Raw genomic sequence first — 15828 nt, 5'->3', positions numbered from 1 at the left:
GGCGCGAGGCTCGCCGGACCGGCAACTCTCTAACCACGAACTGCGATGTGTAATCCGCTCTATCTTCTGCCATTCGTCGCCAGCCTCGCTTGCCCAAGCGACGACTTCGGCCGCACGCGCTCGACATTTTATCACGAAGACATGCACAAGTGGGTCGGCGTGGAGGCTACCACGGCCCTCGGCGGTCAACCTTCGCAATTCCAGTTGACCGATCTGGAACGATCGCTGCGCGATCTTGCCTACTACTTCATCGAGCCACCGCACTCGCGCCCAGCCTGGAAAGCAGTGTTCGGCGATTACCAAACGATACCGGCGCCCTGGCGGCAGTCGGTCGTTTTCGACCGGACGATCTATGGCCGGCGCATGATCGATGAACCGCACCGGTCGCAGGCCGCAGCTTACGGCGGACTGATGGAGGATGTGCGCAACGACGGCGTGATGCTCGATCAGTTCATTCCTGTCGCCGTGCGGGTCAACGATCTCGACATCAAGCGCAACAAGGCGCTCGGAATCGTCGGGGAACTATCCCCGCGCGAATATGCCGATGCGCAGGCGCGCATGCGTGAGAATGTTCTGGTCGTGCAGTGGGTGCAGCAGTGCCTGCAGCAGCGTGTGGCATCCTACCGGTGGGCGCTGGACCGGCTGGTGATCCATGCACCTGATCCCATGGCTGCGGATGCCGATCGCCTGATCGTCCAACTGTCCCAGCGGGCATCGGACGTGTGGATCAAGGCGACCCCCGTCGTCGGCCGCGCGTTGCGCGTCGGCGGATAACTCCCTTCTGGTTCCATCGGCGCGTCCTGCGACGTTCGGACACGCGACGTTCGGACACGCGACGGAAGGTCGCGTTGTTTCCGTCCGCGATCGGCTGTTTTCTTTGGGCGTATCGAGCCACTGATTTGCTGTGAGATAAGAATGGGGGATGGAATGACAGGTTCCCCAATGGCGAGAATGTTTCTGTTTGGCAGGAACTTTGGGACTCTGATTGCGCTGAGTTTCGCCGTTGCATTACCTGCGTTTTTCATCGTCTATTCGCTTGAACAGCATCTGGTGTTGCCTGCATTAAGCGTGCTGTTTTTTGGAACAGCGGCGCTGGCTGCAATCATGGCATTCTCGATCAAGGCCAAGAAAAATACGGAGACCCTGAATCTCTGGGATATTGCGGGCGGTCTTGTTATCACCGGTTGCGCCGCGTCAGTAATGGGTGAGCCGGAGCAAGTCGCACAATTGTTCGAGCATCTGTTCGAACGTCGAGCTTACGAAGGGAGATAGGTAGAACTTAGTACGCAGAACGTCGACGACCAGGCCGGGCCCCTCTGGCAGCCGTATGGCTGCGATGTCGGACTGGAATTCAATTGGAGTGGCCCTTTAGATACGCGGCAATGTCCGGCACGTGCGATGCACTGTCTCGATCGAGTTGGTGGACGATACGTACTGTGACGAGTCCGTATTTGCCTGTGACAGGAGGCCGCTCTTCCATACAATAGGGAAGCCCGGCTTATGTTTGAATTCCTCACCCCAGAAGTTTTGACTGCACTCTTTCAGGTCATCCTTATCGACCTTGTTCTTGCCGGCGACAACGCCATCGTCATCGGCCTCGCTGCTGCTGGCCTGCCAAAGGAACAGCGCAACAAAGCGATCCTGATCGGCATTATCGCCGCCACGGTGCTTCGCATCGTGTTCGCAGGTCTTACAACCCAGCTACTGGCCATTGTCGGCCTGCTGCTTGCGGGCGGCATCCTGCTGCTGTGGGTCTGCTGGAAGATGTGGCGCGAACTGCGCTCTGGCGCCGGGCACGAAGAAAATGCCGTGACGGAGGAGGGGGTAGCGGTCGAAGGCGCGCCGACCAAGACGTTGGCTCAGGCCACCTGGCAAATCATCGTCGCCGACGTCTCGATGTCGCTTGACAACGTTCTGGCTGTCGCAGGCGCCGCCCGCGAACATCCATGGGTCTTGGTCTTCGGCCTGGCGCTCTCGATTGCGATGATGGGTATTGCCGCATCGTTCATTGCAAAATTGCTGCAGAAGCACCGCTGGATCGCCTATGTCGGCCTTGCAGTCATTCTCTACGTTGCTGGCGAGATGATTTACCGCGGCGCGCTGGAGATCTGGCCGCATGTGAATAATGTGAAGTGAGGGATGCTGAAAACGCCGCCCGCAGTTTTGATTGCGGGCGGCGTTGTTGCGCGTTCAGGCAACCTTGACCAGGTTGTGCACCGGCAGCGGACCGCCTGGAAACTGGACAAGCTTTCCACCCACGGCGAGCGATCCAAGATCGATGCCGAAGAAGCCGAGCTGGTCGATCAGTGCTGCGACTTCCGCTTTCGCGGCGTTATCATCACCGGAATAGAGCAGTACACGCTTGCCGCCATCGGCTTGAGGGTCACTTGCGAGCACGTGCGCTTGCAGGTGGTTGAAAGCCTTGACCACGCGTGCGCCTGGTACAAATCCAGCGAAGACTTCGCTCGAGATCCGGCCATTCAGTTCAGCGGGCTTGAATAGCGGCGCTTCAATCGGGTTGTTGGCGTCGATCACAATGCGGCCGTTCCAGGAGGGCAGGCCGGCAAGCGCGGCCGGCAATTTCGACCAGTTGACCGCGACCAGGACGATGTCCTTGCTCGCGGCTTCTGTCACCGTCCCGGCCGTGATGGAGGGGCCAATCTCGCGAACGAGATCTTTTAGTGAAGACGGGCCGCGGCTGTTGGCGATGGTTGCTTCTATACCGGTGCTGGCAAGCCTGCGTGCGAAGGCTGAACCGATCGAGCCAGATCCGATAATTCCAATGGTCTTGGTCATGGTGTGTTCCTTTCAGGTCTTGGATGTGTGGATGATTGCAAGATCGGCTCAGCGCGCGCTGATCTGGCGCATCAGCGCGCCGATGTCGGTGACGCCCCAGTGGTCGGTGATCTGACCGTCGCGGACGCGCATGATGTCGATGGCCTCGAAGGTGATGTCGCGGCCGGTCGGGGCGACGCCATTGAATTCTCCGAGATGCTTGCCGTGGTAGGTCTTGTGCGATGTTACGAGATCGCCCTCGGCAACCTGACGATGAATGACGGCGCGGAAGCCGGGGAAGGCCTTGCGAAGCGTGAGGTAGACGTTGCGGGTACCCTCGCGGTCGTTGGCGAATCCCGGGAAGGCGGTCCGGTCGACGTAGCCAGGCGCAAACAGCTTTTCGAAATTTGCGAAGTTGCCGTCGCGTTGCACTTCCTCGATGACCGTGCGCACCACAGCCTTGTTGGCTTCGAGGTGAGCGCCGGTGTTCTGGGCGAATGTCTGGGTGACACTGCCGGCAAGTGCGAGGCCGAGCAGAAAACCGCGGCGGGTGGGGGAGATTGGCTGGAACATTGGTCGGCTCCGTTGGCTGGTGACGGACCCGATATCGCCTGTTTATTGGCCTCAGATTAGACCGTAATGACTGGAATTATTTTCAAGCATTGCTATAAGATGGCGAAATTGAAACACTGGCCAATCTCGAGTCCTTCGTTCAAAGCGCTGAAAATGGGGGGTTTTCTGCCGCCGCCCGCCGTCTTGCGCTAACGCCGGCTGCAGTCAGCCGGAACGTCGCGATGCTGGAGCGGAATCTCGGAATCCGCCTGTTTCAGCGCAGCACGCGCAAGCTCACACTGACGGAAGCCGGTGAGCGTTTTCTGCTTGAGATCCGGGGCAATCTCGAAGGCCTTCAGGCGGCCATCGCAGGCGCGGCGACAGACCATGGCGAGCCTGCCGGCGTGCTGAAGGTCAGCCTCAGTCCGACATTCGGCTCCGAGTATGTTCTGCCGCTGCTGCCCGCATTTCTCGCCCGCTATCCGCGCGTTCGGGCCGACTGGCAATTCGACAACCGGCAGGTGGATCTGATCGCGGAAGGGTTCGATGCGGCTGTCGGCGGCGGCATCGAACTTGCGCCGGGCCTCGTCTCAAGACCGCTTGCGGCCCTGCATATTATCGCGGTCGCGTCGCCCGCCTATCTGAAGGGCCGAACACTGCCGATAGATCCTTCGGGACTAGCCGCATTCGATGGCATTGTGATGCGCGCTGCGCGGACTGGGCGCGTGCGGCAATGGACCATGCGTAACGCTGTGGGTTCGAAAGCCGATGTGCAATTGCCCGGTACGATCGTGTTCAACGATCCTGCCGCGATGTGCCGCGCTGCGCTGCTTGGCCTCGGCGTGACATTGATCGCCGTGCCGGACGCGCTGCAGCACCTTGAAAGTGGCGCGCTCGTGCGCGTTGTGCCGCAGTGGTACGCCGATGCAGGGTCCATCTCGGTTTATTACGCAACCCGCGCCTTGCTACCGGCAAAGACGCGTGCGTTTGTCGATTTCGTCGGCGAAGCCTTCCGCCGCGAGCGCCTCGCCGAAAGATTTGCGGGCAGCATCGGCTGACAGGCTTATCGCTTGGCTTGCGGCGTATCGGTTTGTACGCGGCAGTTTGCAGCGGCCAGTGATGCCTGCGCCTGCGCCATCAGTCCGGGCTCTGCTGCCAGAGCCTTGAGCAGGATCAGGCCGGTCGTGGTCGGCGAGTCGATAATCAGTCGGTCCGCCGCGGTGACTTCTTCGTCTTCGGGCAATTCGGCATGCTGTGCCTCAGTCATCAGGTCGAGTTCGATCACGCGCCGCCCGGCGGAACGGTCGTTGATCGCGTAATACGCGACGTCGTTGCGCGTGTAGAACGACACCGACGTGTAGGCCTGACTCACCGGCACGGTGAGTTTGAGCGGGCCGTTCGAGAGATCGTAGCGGCAGGCGGCGCTTGCGAAAGCGGGGTCCATGAACGGCATCGGCGCGCTGCCGGGCTCTGCCGCAGGCAACGCCGTGACGGCGTTGAGCTTGGTGATCGGCGCGAGGCGCGAATAGGCATCGAGCGTGGCGACGCGGGGAAGCACCAGTACGCTGACGAGGTGCACAACACCACCGAGCAGCGCGCCGCCGATGATTGCGAACAGCCATCGGATCATGGGCATCCCACCGTCATGATGGAGGGCATCGGCGCATCCTTCTGCGTGCGCGTCCCGACGCCGACAGGCGTATCGTAGAGCCGCAGCGCCAGCATGTAACGGTCGAGACCGCCGGTCGGGAGCCAGTTTCCGGCGCGCGACCGCGATGTGATTCGAATCTCGAAGCTGCCGTCCGACCCACGAACGATTTCCTGACTGGTGAAACCGTGACGCTGCAGCGAATTGGCAACGAGTCGTCCCTTGGGATCGTAAAACGTCAGGGTCCAGAACCGTGCGGCGGGCGTGACGCCCTTCACGACAACATCGCATCGTCCGTCGAGCTGGCGGCCGGTATCGTCGGTCGTCGCCGTGAACATGACGCCGTCGCCGGTGCCGACAGGGAGTTCGCCGCTGCGCGCCACTGAGGCGCGCGAGTAGGGGTCGATGTCACTCGTGCCGGTTCTTGGACGTGCGGTCCACGCGCCAATCTTGATGGTGCCGACGTTGACGCCGCGCGTCGCCGTCATCCATGTCGTGCCGAGGCCGACAATGGTCGCGATCATCAGTGTAACAAGAGTGATAAGGATCAGCCGCACGAGGGAAGCGCTATCATGACGCGGTTAATTCTTGCGCGGTGGCACGGGCGCCGCCGGGTCGGAAGTTGCCGAGGCGAAACTGTCGGGGAAGGCCACGCTGGAAGGGGGAGCGGGCTTGCCGGTGTCATTGGATGACGTCTTGCCGGGCACGATGGCTGTCTTCGCGGCGTCGTCGAACAGTTTTTCGACGCGCACAAGAATGTTAGCGCCGCGCCGGGTCAGGATCGGCGGCGGACCGGGGTTCACTTCGGGGACCTTGGCGTTCGCATTGGCTGCCGCGACCGCATCCGGCGGAAGTTTCTTACCGGCGCCGACGCCGGGAAGATCGCGGATCTCGACGCCCTGATGGGCGACGACCATGATGTCGTGCCATGTTTGCGCGGGGAGCGAGCCGCCCGTCATGCGGTTGGTCGATGAGTAGTCGTCGTTGCCGTACCACACCGCCATCGTGAAGTTGCCGGTATAGCCGACGAACCATGCATCCCTGAATGCGTTGGTCGTGCCGGTCTTGCCGGCAGCTGGAATGCCGTCGAGCCGCGCACGCCGCGCCGTACCTTCGTCGACCACGTGGCTCATCATTTCCGCCATGTCTGCGGCAACCGAGGCTGGGATCGCCTGCGTCGGCTTCTTGCCGTCGCGATCCCAGCGCCAGACCAGATCACCGGTGCCGGTCCGTACCTCGAGAACGGAATGCGGCTTCACCGCGCGTCCCTTATTGGGGAAGGTCGCGTAGGCAACCGCGTGTTCGACGACGCTGACCTCGGTGGAGCCGATCGGCAACGACGGCGTATCGATCAGGGGAGCCGTGATGCCCATCTTGCGCGCGGTCTCGACGATCTTCGCGCGGCCTTTCTTCGCGGACTCCCACTGGTTGCGCGGAATGCCGCCGATAGCGATTGAAAGCTTCACGGGAATAACGTTAATGGAGCGGGTGATCGCGGTTGTCAGCGTCATCGGGCCCGAATGAGAGCGTCCGTAATTTTGCGGGCACCAGTTACCGAGGCAGACTCCGCCGTCGACAACGATCGACTTCGGCGTGTAGCCGTTCATCAGCGCAGTGGCATAGACGTAAGGTTTGAACGACGAGCCGGGCTGGCGCATCGCGTCGACGGCGCGGTTGAACTGGCTGGCGCCGTAATCGCGGCCGCCGACCATCGCGCGCACGCCGCCGTCGAGATCGGCCAGGGCAACCGCGGCCTGCGTCGCGTGATAGTCACGGCCGAACTGGCGCAACTGGTTTTCGACCGTTGCTTCCGCGGCGTGCTGCACGTTCATGTCGATTGCGGTGCGAACGACGAACACGCGCTCGGTGTAGGACTTCGGGAACGTCAGGACGAGCTTGCGCATCTCGTCGAAGGCATAGTCGAGATAGTAGTTCGGCGAATTCTCGTCGCGCCGGTCGACCGCGTTGGCGGGGTTGCGGCGGGCGCCGAACACCTGACCCTCGGTCATGAATCCGGCATCGACCAGATTGTCGAGCACGACGTTGGCGCGGGCACGGGCTGCGGGCAGGTTGATGTGCGGCGCGTATTTGGTCGGCGCCTTGAACAGTCCCGCAAGCATCGCGGATTCCGCGAGATTCACGTCGCGCGCGGACTTGTTGAAATAGAAATGAGCCGCGCCGTCGACGCCGAAGGTGCCGCCGCCCATATAGGCGCGGTCGAGATAAAGCTTCAGAATCTCGTTCTTGCTCAGGCGCGTTTCCAGCCAGATGGCGAGGAACGCTTCCTTCACCTTGCGCTCGATGGTGCGCTCGTTGTTGAGGAACAGGTTCTTGGCGAGCTGCTGCGTGATCGACGAGCCGCCTTGCCGGACGCCGCCGGCCTGCGCGTTGGTAACCAGCGCGCGTGCCGTACCTGCGATGTCGATACCGAAATGGTCGTAGAAGCGACGATCTTCGGTGGCCAGCGTCGCCTTGATCAGATTGTCGGGAAAGTCTTCAAGCGGGATCGAGTCGTTGTGCTTGATGCCGCGGTTTCCGATCGGATTGCCGTAGCGATCGAGGAACGACACCGCGAGATCGGATTTCTTCAGCCAGTCGTCGTCGGAGGTTTCGCGGAAGGCGGGAATCGCCAGCGCCAGCATCAGCACGAGGCCGGCAAGACCAATGGTTGCGCCTTCAGAAATCGGCTCAACAAAAACCCAGCGCTTCCAGCGGCCGACATAGAAGCGGTCCATGAAGGTCGAATAGCGCTCCCAGAGTTCGCGCAATCCGACGGCCGACGAAAACAGCGTGGAATCGATCCGCGCGTCGAGGTCCAGCAGGAAATGCCGGAACCGCCTTTTCCACTCGCTGGGTACGATCTGGCGCACCGGAACCCTTGAAAATAATGCGGCGACCTGGTGTCCGCGTATCCGACGTTCGCTTCACTCGCAGCGCCTTCCGAGCGAACGTCGGATACGAAAGGACGCTAGCAAACTATATTTCTCGTGATCCTTTGGTTCTGATGTTCGTAAAAGTGCTTGCGAAGGAAATCATGCGAATGTCAGAACCGGATCATGGGCCGCCGGATGAAAAAGCGCTGGTTAGACGATGCTGATCAATTTGCGGCATCCCCAAGGCGATCGGAGAGGCGATTTCGCCGCCGGGAATCCGCAATCTTCTAGCCGACCATGAACCATAAACCAATGGCCGCGTTGGTTTTTTGATGGTGAGGGTGAACGCCGCCCACGCTTTTCGATGCCGGAAAGGCCAGCCTCCATCTTGCCGCTTGCGCCGCCGCCGCCATGGTCCATAAAGCGTGCATCTCGCGTAAGTATGTTCCGCGACTTCGACAGGTTCAAAGCCATGACAGTCCGGCCTCGGCCGCCTTCGCCCCAGAGCGAATCTTTCTGGAAAACCAAGACGTTGGAGGAGATGTCCGACAGCGAGTGGGAAAGCCTGTGCGATGGCTGCGCGCGCTGCTGCCTGGAAAAGCTGGAAGACGAGGATACGGGCAAGATCTACTTCACCCACATTTCCTGCACGCTGCTGGATGCCGGGTTGTGCGCCTGCAAGGACTATCCGAACCGGTCCGCCAAAGTATCCGATTGCGTGCGTCTGACACCGGAGAACGTCCGCACGTTGAGCTGGCTGCCGCCAAGTTGCGGCTACAAGCTCGTGGCGGAGGGGCGGGATCTTTACTGGTGGCATCCGCTGATTTCCGGCGATCCCAACACGGTCCACGAAGCCGGCGTATCGGTGCGGGGCCGGGTGTGGGGCACCGAGGATGAGGTCGATGAGGCGGACCTCGAGGACCATATCGTGCAGTGGCCCGGCGTGATTCCAAAACGCGCGCGACTGAAGAAACGGCCGGCGCCCAAATAGCTCACGCTGTTCCGTTAATGGACCCGCAGGCATCGATAACGCGCAGGTGATGGTCCCTCCGCGCGGTGCACCCATGCGCCCGCGCCGCTTATGAAGTTCTCCGAAACAGGATAAACCAAACGTCATCCCGTGCATTTCAGGGTCAGGTCTTTTGAGGCCGGACCATTCTCCGGAACGTTCCTCTCACGCATATGGCCGAGACACATCGACAGCGCGGTGACGCCGACGAAGCGCAGGCGCTGGATCCGGACGATATTTCCAGCATCGCCACCGAAGTCATCGATCTCGCTGAAGCGCCGCCGATCGTGCCGGCGCCGCCGCTGTCGAAGAGCGAGGTCCGGACCATCCTGCTGAGCCTAATGCTCACGATGTTCCTGACCGCACTCGACCAGACCATCGTCGCGACCGCGTTGCCGACCATCGGCCGCCAGTTTCACGACGTCAGCAATCTGTCCTGGGTCATCACCGCGTATCTGTTGTCGTCGACGGCGGTTGCGCCGGTCTACGGCACGCTGAGCGACATCTACGGCCGCCGCGCGATGATCATCGTCTCGATGGCGCTGTTCCTGATCGGCTCGGTGCTGTGCGCGATCGCGCCGAACATTCTCACGCTGATTCTGGCGCGCGCGCTTCAGGGCATCGGCGGTGGTGGCATCCTGCCGCTGGTGCAGACCGTGATCTCCGACGTGGTGTCGCCGCGCGAACGTGGTCAGTATCAGGCTTATTTCTCGTCGGTATGGGTTGCGGCGGGCATCGGCGGTCCCGTGCTCGGCGGCCTGTTCGCCGAACATCTGCACTGGTCGGTGATCTTCTGGATCAACCTGCCGCTCGGCGCGCTGTCGCTCGGGCTGCTGCTGCCGCGCATGAAAAAGATTCCGGTCTTCCATCGCAGGCGCAAGGTCGACTGGCTCGGCGGCGTCCTGCTGATGGCGTCTGCCGTGATCGTGATGCTGGTGCTGACATGGGGCGGCAACCGCTTCGCGTGGGCCTCGCCGGCAATCCTCGCGATGATCGGATCGGCGCTGTTCCTCGGTGTGGCTTTCGTCTGGCATGTGCGCAGGGTTCAAGAACCTTTCCTGCCGATTCCATTGCTGTCGGGAACGGTGGTGCCGTATGCGATGGCCGCCGGCGGCTGCGCCATCGGCACAATGATCGGTCTCACCGTGCATATGCCGCTGTACTACGAAGTCGTGTACGGCCTCTCCGCAAGCGAAGCGGGACTCGCCTTGATTCCGCTGGTCGCGGTGTCGGTGCTTGGCGCATGGGCCGCGGGCCGCGCGATGATGTACACCAAACACTACAAGCGGGCGGCGATTGGCGGCGTGAGCCTTGCGGCCTGTGCCGCGTTCGCGCTCGCATGGGCGACGCCGCTGCCGCTGTGGCAACTGCTTGCGGCGCTGTCGCTGATGGCGGTCGGTCTCGGCACCGTGTTTCCCGTCAGCGTCGTCTCGATTCAAAATGCAGTGCCGCGCATGCAGGTCGGCACTGCGACCGGCGCGATGAATTTTTTCCGCTCGCTGATGGCGTCGTTCACGGTCGCGGTCTTCACCGCGATCCTGCTGATGGTGCTCGGCGGCAATCTCACCATCGGCGCCGAGCATCAGATCGGCTCCAAGCATGCGATCGCCGCGAGCGACATGATCGTCGCGTTCCGTTATGTGTTCGGTGCCGCCGCTGCGTTGCTTGCAACCGCCGCGACACTGGTGATGCTGATGGAAGAGCGTCCGCTCGCCGGGCCGCAGCAGGCCGCCGCAACAGCCGAGATGGCGGAGTAGGGCGTGGTCCCGAACGCCGTTCGCGCGAACAGGCGAAACGGTGACGAACTCCGGCGCATAAGGCGAACTGGTGACGGCGGTTCGGGAGAGCGCGTCCGCATTGCGCGGAACATCAGGTCGTGCTGCTCTCTCCCAAACGGAGCAGGTGTCATGCTGAACGCGGCGTGGCTGATCGTCCATCTGATCGCAAGCGCAATGCCGGGGACCGCCGCCGCCGGGCAGGCGGGCGTGACCTGCAGCTATGAGGCGTGCATGGCGAAGTGCTCTCGGCTCAACGGGCCCATCTGCAACAGCTATTGCGATGCCAAAATCCCGCAACGGGTGACCGCCGGTATCTGCGCCTCGCAGGATGCCGGCCCCATCGACGATGATATGGGAAAATAATCCTTGACAGCGTGACGCTGCCGGGATAGGGTTCCGGCATACTCCAGAATTGCATGTTCCGGTTGTCTGACAGCAGCGCGATGAACCATTGACGCCCGCAAGGGAGGTTCCTATCTTATGCAAGACTGCAGAGGATAGGCCAATGCCTGCAAAACCGCAGACATCCACGGATATTATTCCTGTCGACCGCCACGGCCTCGCGCTGGAAGGTTTCTTCCGCATCATGGCCCGGTGGGGCGTCGGCAATGGCGACGCGCGGCGCATCCTCGGCAATCCCGCGGAGCGCACGTTCTTTCAATGGAAGAGCGGAAAGGCAGCGCGCCTGCCGGACGATACGTTGCGCCGGATCGGCTATGTCGCAGGCATCTGGAAGGCGTTGCAGATCGTCTATTCCGATGCCGCGCTCGCCGATGGCTGGGTGCTGCGCCCGAACCGCTCTTTCGCGGGACAAACGCCGCTGGCGCGGATGACCGCCGGCGACGTCACGGATCTCGCGGCCGTGCGCGCTTATGTCGATGCCGCCCGCGCGCCGTGGTCGTAACGGCAAGAGCACCTGCCACCACGCGCGTGCGCTGGCGGGAGGCGTGGCGCATCATCGCGTCGCGTTATCCGCCGATCGCGCTGTTCGAGCGCGTCTCGGACAATCCCGCCGTATGGGATGTGCTGATCGAACTCGAACAGGCGACCAATCCGCGCGTGCGCGACGAGCTAGGGGAGATCGCACTGGTGCCGCCGGAGCGCCGCGTGACCGGGCCGAACGCATCGTGGGTGATGGCGCCGTTCACCCATGTGAACCGTAACGGCTCGCGTTTTTCGGACGGCAGCTTTGGGGTCTATTACGCCGCGCGCACTTTGCAGACTGCGATCAGGGAGACCGGCTATCACTTCGCGCGCTTCGCGGCGGACTCGAACGATCCGCCGCGCCGCGAGGACATGCGCGTGCTGCTGGGAAGCGTGAGCGCAACACTGCACGACATTTCGAAACTGGATGAGAAGACAAGGCGGCTGATCCTGGACAGGGAGAGCTACGTTCATAGCCGGCCGTTCGCTTTGAAAATCCGCGACGACGGTAGCGACGGCATCGTCTATCCCAGCGTTCGCGACGCGGACGGCTCATGCATCGCGGCGTTCTGGCCGGATGTCGCGGGCGTGCCGGTGCAGGAACGACACCTGCAATACGAATGGGACGGCAGGCGCTTCAGTCGCTGGTTCGACTATAAGGAGGAGAGGTGGTGGAGCGTTTAGCCGCAGCCATCGCCGCGCCAGCCGCTTCCAGATTCAGAACATTGACGGCGTTCGTCAGTTCTTCATCGTCGAAGATCACAAACAGCCGCGCCAGCGTTTGCCCGCAGTCGTGAGGGCCCGGCTCGATGTACTGAGCCAGAATGCCCCGTGCCCGCAGAACCGCGTCGAGAACGCACTCTTGGGGTGACTCCTGGAGCGTCATGACCGATCTCCACATGATGTCGGAGGGAAATCTCCGCGTACCTGCTCGGGTTCCGCACCGAGTTCCGTTCGCTCACGAAAAGAGCCCGCCGTGGTCAAGCGGGCTTTCTCAACGTTCGTTCAATCCGACTCAAATGCGAGGCTCTGTCTCGCGCAATCTGGTGTCTTCGAATTTTGTGAGTTGTGCTGCGCGCTTCTCCAGAAGTTCAGCAACGAAATCGGAGACCTCGTCGCGCACCTTGCGTTCCTGTTCCGGCGTCATCTGCTTGTGCTTTTGTGCAAACGCCTTCATCACCCGCTCCACGGCCTCTTTCATGACGCACCTCGTTTCCGTTCAAACGTGCTGCAATGCAATTCGTTCCGGACTATTTTCCCTGAACTACATCGCCGCCCGTGCATTGGCTTTGTTCATGGAATGGGAGGCAACGATGGGACGCGCTCCAAAGCATACCGTTCTCGTGGTTGAAGACGATCAGTTGCAACGCGAACTCGTCAGTCTGATTTTCGAAGAAAGCGACATGAACGTCATCCAGTGCATGAGTGCGGAAGCTGCCGCCGTGGTTCTGGAAAAGGCGGGAAACGAACTGACGCTGATGTTCGCCGATATCGATCTGGATGGTGACATGTCCGGTCTTGAACTGGCGTCGATCGCAAGGCAGCGCTTCCCGCATATCGATGTCATCGTGACGTCGGGGCAGAGCGTCGAGGACATTCCGGAGGATGTGCTGTTCATGCAGAAGCCGTGGCTGCCGCTTGAGCTGCTGCGGCAGGCGGAAATGTCGCGTCAGCGGCATACCGTGCATTGAGAGTCGTCGTAGGAAAATAATCCTTGACAGCGTGACGCTCCCGCAGTAGGGTTTCGGCATGCTCCAGAGTTGCGCGCTGAAGGCATCTCAAAGAAATGCCCAGTGAGACCGTCAGGCGCCGCACAATCAGGAACCACATCTGTCATAGGGCGTTGCCCTCCATACGCTGCGCGGGCTGGTTCGCGCATTCGAATGAATGAGGACGCAATGGCAAAAGTCGAACACGTGCAAGGCGAACGCCGGATCGTCGAAACGCCGACAGAAGCGCGGCAGGCGGAGCCGGGTCCGTCCATTCTGGCGCTGCTGACCGTCAGCACCATCGCCGCGATTTTCGTGCTGGCAATCGTCTGGTTTGTTTTCTTCCGGACGTAACCGAGGCCCAACTGCCTTGGCGCGTGAGACATTCTCTGCGTCATTGCGAGGAGCGCTTGCGACGACGCAACCCAGTCGTGTCTTGTCGCACTGGATCGCTTCGCTTCGCTCGCAATGACGGAAGCATAACCTGTCTATTGACCGCCGCGCCTCGAGCGCGGCGTTTTCGTTTCAGCGTGAAAGTCCGTCATCATGCCGAAGAAGCTTTCCTCCGCACCGGTGAAAAAACCGGCGGCGAAGAAGGCCGCGCGCAAGACCGCTGTAAGGAAGACGATCAGGACAACCGCCGTCAGAAAGACCGCCGCCAAAAAGATTGTCGCCAGGAAGACGGTAAAGAAACCGGCGATCACAAAGCCGGCGACGGCGAAGCGCTTCCGTGCAAAAGTCATCAACCAACATCCCGGCAATCTTGTCGCGGATGCAAGCGATCGTGTGGCGATTGATGCTATCGAACGTGCGAATGCGAAAGCCGAGCGCGCCGCGCGGAGACCACGCAAGCGCACGGCGGTGGATATCGCCGCCGAACCGGTGCTGGATCAGCCTGCTGCGACGTCGCTGGTTGCGCGCGTCAGCGATGCTATCGAGCGCGAACTGTCCAAGATCGAACGCATCATCGGCAATCCGACGCGCATCGCTCCTGCGCAGCGTATCGAGACCGAAAGCCGCGCCCGCGTGCTGGCGTCGCTCGCGCGCACGCTGAAGGAAGTGATGCGGCTGCGCGAGCAGGAACGCGGGGCGGGAGACGACACCACGAAGGCCGCCGATGACGACGCCATTCCCCGAGACCTCGACGAATTCCGCCGCGAGCTTTCGCGACGCCTGGAGGGGCTGGTCGCAGGCACAGCGCCGGTTCCTGATCGAGGGAATGACGAGGCGTGAACTCGAACTGCTCTTGTCGCGCTGGGACGTGTTCGCGCACGATCATCAGGTGCCGTCGCCATTGGCGCCGAACGGCCAGCCCTGGCTGACATGGCTGCTGATTGGCGGGCGTGGCGCCGGCAAGACGCGGGCCGGCGCGGAATGGGTGAGGGCGCAGGCTCTCGGCCTCGCGCCTCTGGCCTCTGCACCGGTTTCGAACATCGCGCTGGTGGGCGAGACCGAACACGACGTTCGCGAGGTGATGGTGGAGGGAATTTCCGGCCTGCTGGCGGTGCATCGGCGCGACGAGCGTCCGGTGTGGACGTCGTCGCGGCGGCGGCTCGAATGGAGCAATGGCGCGGTGGCCTATGCGTTTTCCGCCGAAGATCCGGAAAGCCTGCGCGGGCCGCAGTTCGGTTGTGCCTGGTCCGACGAGATGGCGAAATGGCGGTATGCGCAGGCGACGTTCGACATGCTGCAGTTCGGTTTGCGGCTCGGCCATCAGCCGCGGCAACTGATCACGACGACACCGCGGCCGACCGCGCTGATCAAGCGGCTGATGCTGGAGCCAACGAGTGTTGTGACGCGTGCGGGGACAGAGGCCAATGCCTATCATCTCGCGCCGACGTTCCTGAAAGGCGTGCTTGCACGCTACAAGGACACGCGTCTTGGGCGGCAGGAGCTTGACGGCGAGATCATCGAGGACCGGCCTGACGCGCTGTGGTCGCGGGCGCTGATTGAGAGCAGCCGCGTTTGGGAAACGCCGCCGCTGGCGCGCATCGTGGTTGCGGTCGATCCGCCCGCTTCAAGCGGCAAGCGCGCCGATGCCTGCGGCATTGTCGCGGCGGGCATCACGGAAGAGGGCGTGATTCATGTGATCGCTGACGAGACGGTGTCGCAGGCGACGCCATCGGTCTGGGCAGCGAAGGCCATCGCGTTGTGGCGGCGGCTCGAGGCCGATGCGCTGGTTGCGGAAACCAATCAGGGCGGCGAGATGGTCCGCTCGGTGATCAACGAGGTGGACGCCAGCGTGCCGGTGGTTTCGGTGCGCGCATCGCGCGGCAAGTGGCTGCGCGCCGAACCTGTTGCGACGTTATACGAACAAGGCCGCGTCAGACATGCGGGAAGCTTTCCGGCGCTGGAAGACGAGATGTGCGATTTCGGCCCCTCGGGTCTGTCGTCGGGCCGCTCGCCGGACCGGCTCGACGCGCTGGTGTGGGCGATCGCGTCGCTGAGCTTCACGACACGGGCACAGCCGAGGGTGCGGGGGTTGTAGAACCCCCACCCCGGGCGCTTCGCGCCGACCCTCCCCACAAGGGGGAGGGAGAAGAAAGCGAAGAGTGCGTGA

20 protein-coding genes are annotated in these 15828 nt (G+C 62.1%); 13 read left to right on the top strand and 7 right to left on the bottom strand.

Annotated elements, in window-relative coordinates; all coding sequences use genetic code 11:
• Window positions 1-45: 45 nt before the first annotated feature.
• The 3 genes from BN32_RS09175 (at window position 46) to BN32_RS09165 (ending at window position 2136) form a co-directional block, all read left to right on the top strand.
• Window positions 46-774 carry a hypothetical protein gene (locus BN32_RS09175; protein WP_019197872.1) on the top strand — a complete coding sequence of 243 codons (729 nt, stop codon included), beginning with the start codon at window positions 46-48 and terminating at the stop codon, window positions 772-774.
• Window positions 775-927: 153 nt separating this feature from the next.
• Window positions 928-1272, top strand: coding sequence for a hypothetical protein (locus BN32_RS09170; RefSeq protein ID WP_051488498.1), 345 nt, complete (start codon window positions 928-930; stop codon window positions 1270-1272).
• A 228-nt stretch (window positions 1273-1500) separates the two neighbouring features.
• Complete coding sequence (locus BN32_RS09165; RefSeq protein ID WP_019197870.1) at window positions 1501-2136, top strand: TerC family protein; 636 nt, start codon at window positions 1501-1503, stop codon at window positions 2134-2136.
• Window positions 2137-2190: 54 nt separating this feature from the next.
• Here the strand turns inward: BN32_RS09165 and BN32_RS09160 are convergent, their stop codons facing one another.
• Both BN32_RS09160 and BN32_RS09155 read right to left on the bottom strand, forming a co-directional pair.
• Window positions 2191-2796: an NADPH-dependent F420 reductase gene (locus tag BN32_RS09160; RefSeq protein WP_019197869.1), complete on the bottom strand. Its 606-nt coding sequence runs from the start codon at window positions 2794-2796 to the stop codon at window positions 2191-2193.
• 48 nt (window positions 2797-2844) lie between these two features.
• Window positions 2845-3348, bottom strand: coding sequence for an ester cyclase (locus BN32_RS09155; RefSeq protein ID WP_019197868.1), 504 nt, complete (start codon window positions 3346-3348; stop codon window positions 2845-2847).
• A 107-nt stretch (window positions 3349-3455) separates the two neighbouring features.
• Between BN32_RS09155 and BN32_RS09150 the strand changes: the two genes are divergently transcribed.
• Window positions 3456-4385 (top strand): LysR family transcriptional regulator, encoded by a 930-nt coding sequence (locus tag BN32_RS09150; protein WP_040425598.1) that lies wholly within the window; start codon window positions 3456-3458, stop codon window positions 4383-4385.
• 5 nt (window positions 4386-4390) lie between these two features.
• On the opposite strand, the gene BN32_RS09145 is transcribed toward BN32_RS09150, so the two are convergent.
• Genes BN32_RS09145 through BN32_RS09135 form a run of 3 tightly spaced genes read right to left on the bottom strand, consistent with a single transcriptional unit; the run spans window position 4391 to window position 7845 of the window.
• On the bottom strand, window positions 4391-4957 hold the full coding sequence (locus BN32_RS09145; protein ID WP_019197865.1) for a DUF1254 domain-containing protein: 567 nt from the start codon (window positions 4955-4957) through the stop codon (window positions 4391-4393).
• A complete protein-coding gene (locus BN32_RS09140; protein ID WP_019197864.1) occupies window positions 4954-5532 on the bottom strand; it encodes a DUF1214 domain-containing protein in 579 nt (192 codons plus the stop codon). Before BN32_RS09140 ends, BN32_RS09145 begins: the two co-directional genes overlap by 4 nt.
• 24 nt (window positions 5533-5556) lie before the next feature.
• Complete coding sequence (locus BN32_RS09135; protein ID WP_019197863.1) at window positions 5557-7845, bottom strand: transglycosylase domain-containing protein; 2289 nt, start codon at window positions 7843-7845, stop codon at window positions 5557-5559.
• A 475-nt stretch (window positions 7846-8320) separates the two neighbouring features.
• Here BN32_RS09135 and BN32_RS09130 point away from each other — a divergent pair, with 475 nt between their 5' ends.
• From BN32_RS09130 to BN32_RS09110, 5 genes are all read left to right on the top strand, one after another.
• The gene (locus BN32_RS09130; protein WP_040426191.1) at window positions 8321-8839 is read left to right on the top strand and encodes a YcgN family cysteine cluster protein; all 519 of its coding nucleotides are present in this window, start codon (window positions 8321-8323) and stop codon (window positions 8837-8839) included.
• A gap of 191 nt (window positions 8840-9030) precedes the next feature.
• Complete coding sequence (locus BN32_RS09125; RefSeq protein ID WP_019197861.1) at window positions 9031-10614, top strand: MDR family MFS transporter; 1584 nt, start codon at window positions 9031-9033, stop codon at window positions 10612-10614.
• A 150-nt stretch (window positions 10615-10764) separates the two neighbouring features.
• Entirely contained in the window at window positions 10765-10998 is a 234-nt protein-coding gene (locus BN32_RS09120; protein WP_019197860.1) for a hypothetical protein, read from the top strand.
• A 142-nt stretch (window positions 10999-11140) separates the two neighbouring features.
• Window positions 11141-11539 carry an antitoxin Xre/MbcA/ParS toxin-binding domain-containing protein gene (locus BN32_RS09115; protein WP_019197859.1) on the top strand — a complete coding sequence of 133 codons (399 nt, stop codon included), beginning with the start codon at window positions 11141-11143 and terminating at the stop codon, window positions 11537-11539.
• The gene (locus BN32_RS09110; protein ID WP_051488453.1) at window positions 11530-12243 is read left to right on the top strand and encodes an RES family NAD+ phosphorylase; all 714 of its coding nucleotides are present in this window, start codon (window positions 11530-11532) and stop codon (window positions 12241-12243) included. The genes BN32_RS09115 and BN32_RS09110 overlap by 10 nt, the downstream gene beginning before the upstream one ends.
• Here the strand turns inward: BN32_RS09110 and BN32_RS26140 are convergent.
• Window positions 12197-12445, bottom strand: a complete 249-nt coding sequence (locus BN32_RS26140) for a hypothetical protein (protein WP_082773565.1) — start codon at window positions 12443-12445, stop codon at window positions 12197-12199. The two genes, BN32_RS09110 and BN32_RS26140, sit on opposite strands and share 47 nt — an antisense overlap.
• Before the next feature lie 129 nt (window positions 12446-12574).
• A complete protein-coding gene (locus BN32_RS09105; protein ID WP_019197857.1) occupies window positions 12575-12760 on the bottom strand; it encodes a hypothetical protein in 186 nt (61 codons plus the stop codon).
• 112 nt (window positions 12761-12872) lie between these two features.
• Between BN32_RS09105 and BN32_RS09100 the strand changes: the two genes are divergently transcribed.
• The 4 genes from BN32_RS09100 to BN32_RS09085 all read left to right on the top strand — a co-directional run bounded on the left by BN32_RS09100 (window position 12873) and on the right by BN32_RS09085 (window position 15756).
• On the top strand, window positions 12873-13250 hold the full coding sequence (locus BN32_RS09100; protein WP_040426190.1) for a response regulator: 378 nt from the start codon (window positions 12873-12875) through the stop codon (window positions 13248-13250).
• Between the two features lie 207 nt (window positions 13251-13457).
• On the top strand, window positions 13458-13622 hold the full coding sequence (locus BN32_RS27250; RefSeq protein ID WP_173405768.1) for a hypothetical protein: 165 nt from the start codon (window positions 13458-13460) through the stop codon (window positions 13620-13622).
• A gap of 192 nt (window positions 13623-13814) precedes the next feature.
• The gene (locus BN32_RS09090; protein WP_040425597.1) at window positions 13815-14501 is read left to right on the top strand and encodes a hypothetical protein; all 687 of its coding nucleotides are present in this window, start codon (window positions 13815-13817) and stop codon (window positions 14499-14501) included.
• Window positions 14488-15756: a DNA-packaging protein gene (locus tag BN32_RS09085; RefSeq protein WP_019197852.1), complete on the top strand. Its 1269-nt coding sequence runs from the start codon at window positions 14488-14490 to the stop codon at window positions 15754-15756. The genes BN32_RS09090 and BN32_RS09085 overlap by 14 nt, the downstream gene beginning before the upstream one ends.
• Window positions 15757-15828: the final 72 nt, after the last annotated feature.

The sequence above is a fragment of the Afipia birgiae 34632 genome (assembly GCF_000308295.2).
GTDB lineage: Bacteria > Pseudomonadota > Alphaproteobacteria > Rhizobiales > Xanthobacteraceae > Afipia > Afipia birgiae.
This window is presented reverse-complemented; position numbering and strand designations above follow the sequence as displayed.

Coding starts and splice junctions, on each gene's coding strand:
- BN32_RS09175 (WP_019197872.1), top strand. CDS start 46: ATGTGTAATCCGCTCTATCTTCTGCCATTCGTCGCCAGCCTCGCTTGC.
- BN32_RS09170 (WP_051488498.1), top strand. CDS start 928: ATGACAGGTTCCCCAATGGCGAGAATGTTTCTGTTTGGCAGGAACTTT.
- BN32_RS09165 (WP_019197870.1), top strand. CDS start 1,501: ATGTTTGAATTCCTCACCCCAGAAGTTTTGACTGCACTCTTTCAGGTC.
- BN32_RS09160 (WP_019197869.1), bottom strand. CDS start 2,796: ATGACCAAGACCATTGGAATTATCGGATCTGGCTCGATCGGTTCAGCC.
- BN32_RS09155 (WP_019197868.1), bottom strand. CDS start 3,348: ATGTTCCAGCCAATCTCCCCCACCCGCCGCGGTTTTCTGCTCGGCCTC.
- BN32_RS09145 (WP_019197865.1), bottom strand. CDS start 4,957: ATGATCCGATGGCTGTTCGCAATCATCGGCGGCGCGCTGCTCGGTGGT.
- BN32_RS09130 (WP_040426191.1), top strand. CDS start 8,321: ATGACAGTCCGGCCTCGGCCGCCTTCGCCCCAGAGCGAATCTTTCTGG.
- BN32_RS09125 (WP_019197861.1), top strand. CDS start 9,031: ATGGCCGAGACACATCGACAGCGCGGTGACGCCGACGAAGCGCAGGCG.
- BN32_RS09120 (WP_019197860.1), top strand. CDS start 10,765: ATGCTGAACGCGGCGTGGCTGATCGTCCATCTGATCGCAAGCGCAATG.
- BN32_RS09115 (WP_019197859.1), top strand. CDS start 11,141: ATGCCTGCAAAACCGCAGACATCCACGGATATTATTCCTGTCGACCGC.
- BN32_RS26140 (WP_082773565.1), bottom strand. CDS start 12,445: ATGACGCTCCAGGAGTCACCCCAAGAGTGCGTTCTCGACGCGGTTCTG.
- BN32_RS09105 (WP_019197857.1), bottom strand. CDS start 12,760: ATGAAAGAGGCCGTGGAGCGGGTGATGAAGGCGTTTGCACAAAAGCAC.
- BN32_RS09100 (WP_040426190.1), top strand. CDS start 12,873: ATGGGACGCGCTCCAAAGCATACCGTTCTCGTGGTTGAAGACGATCAG.
- BN32_RS27250 (WP_173405768.1), top strand. CDS start 13,458: ATGGCAAAAGTCGAACACGTGCAAGGCGAACGCCGGATCGTCGAAACG.
- BN32_RS09090 (WP_040425597.1), top strand. CDS start 13,815: ATGCCGAAGAAGCTTTCCTCCGCACCGGTGAAAAAACCGGCGGCGAAG.
- BN32_RS09085 (WP_019197852.1), top strand. CDS start 14,488: ATGACGAGGCGTGAACTCGAACTGCTCTTGTCGCGCTGGGACGTGTTC.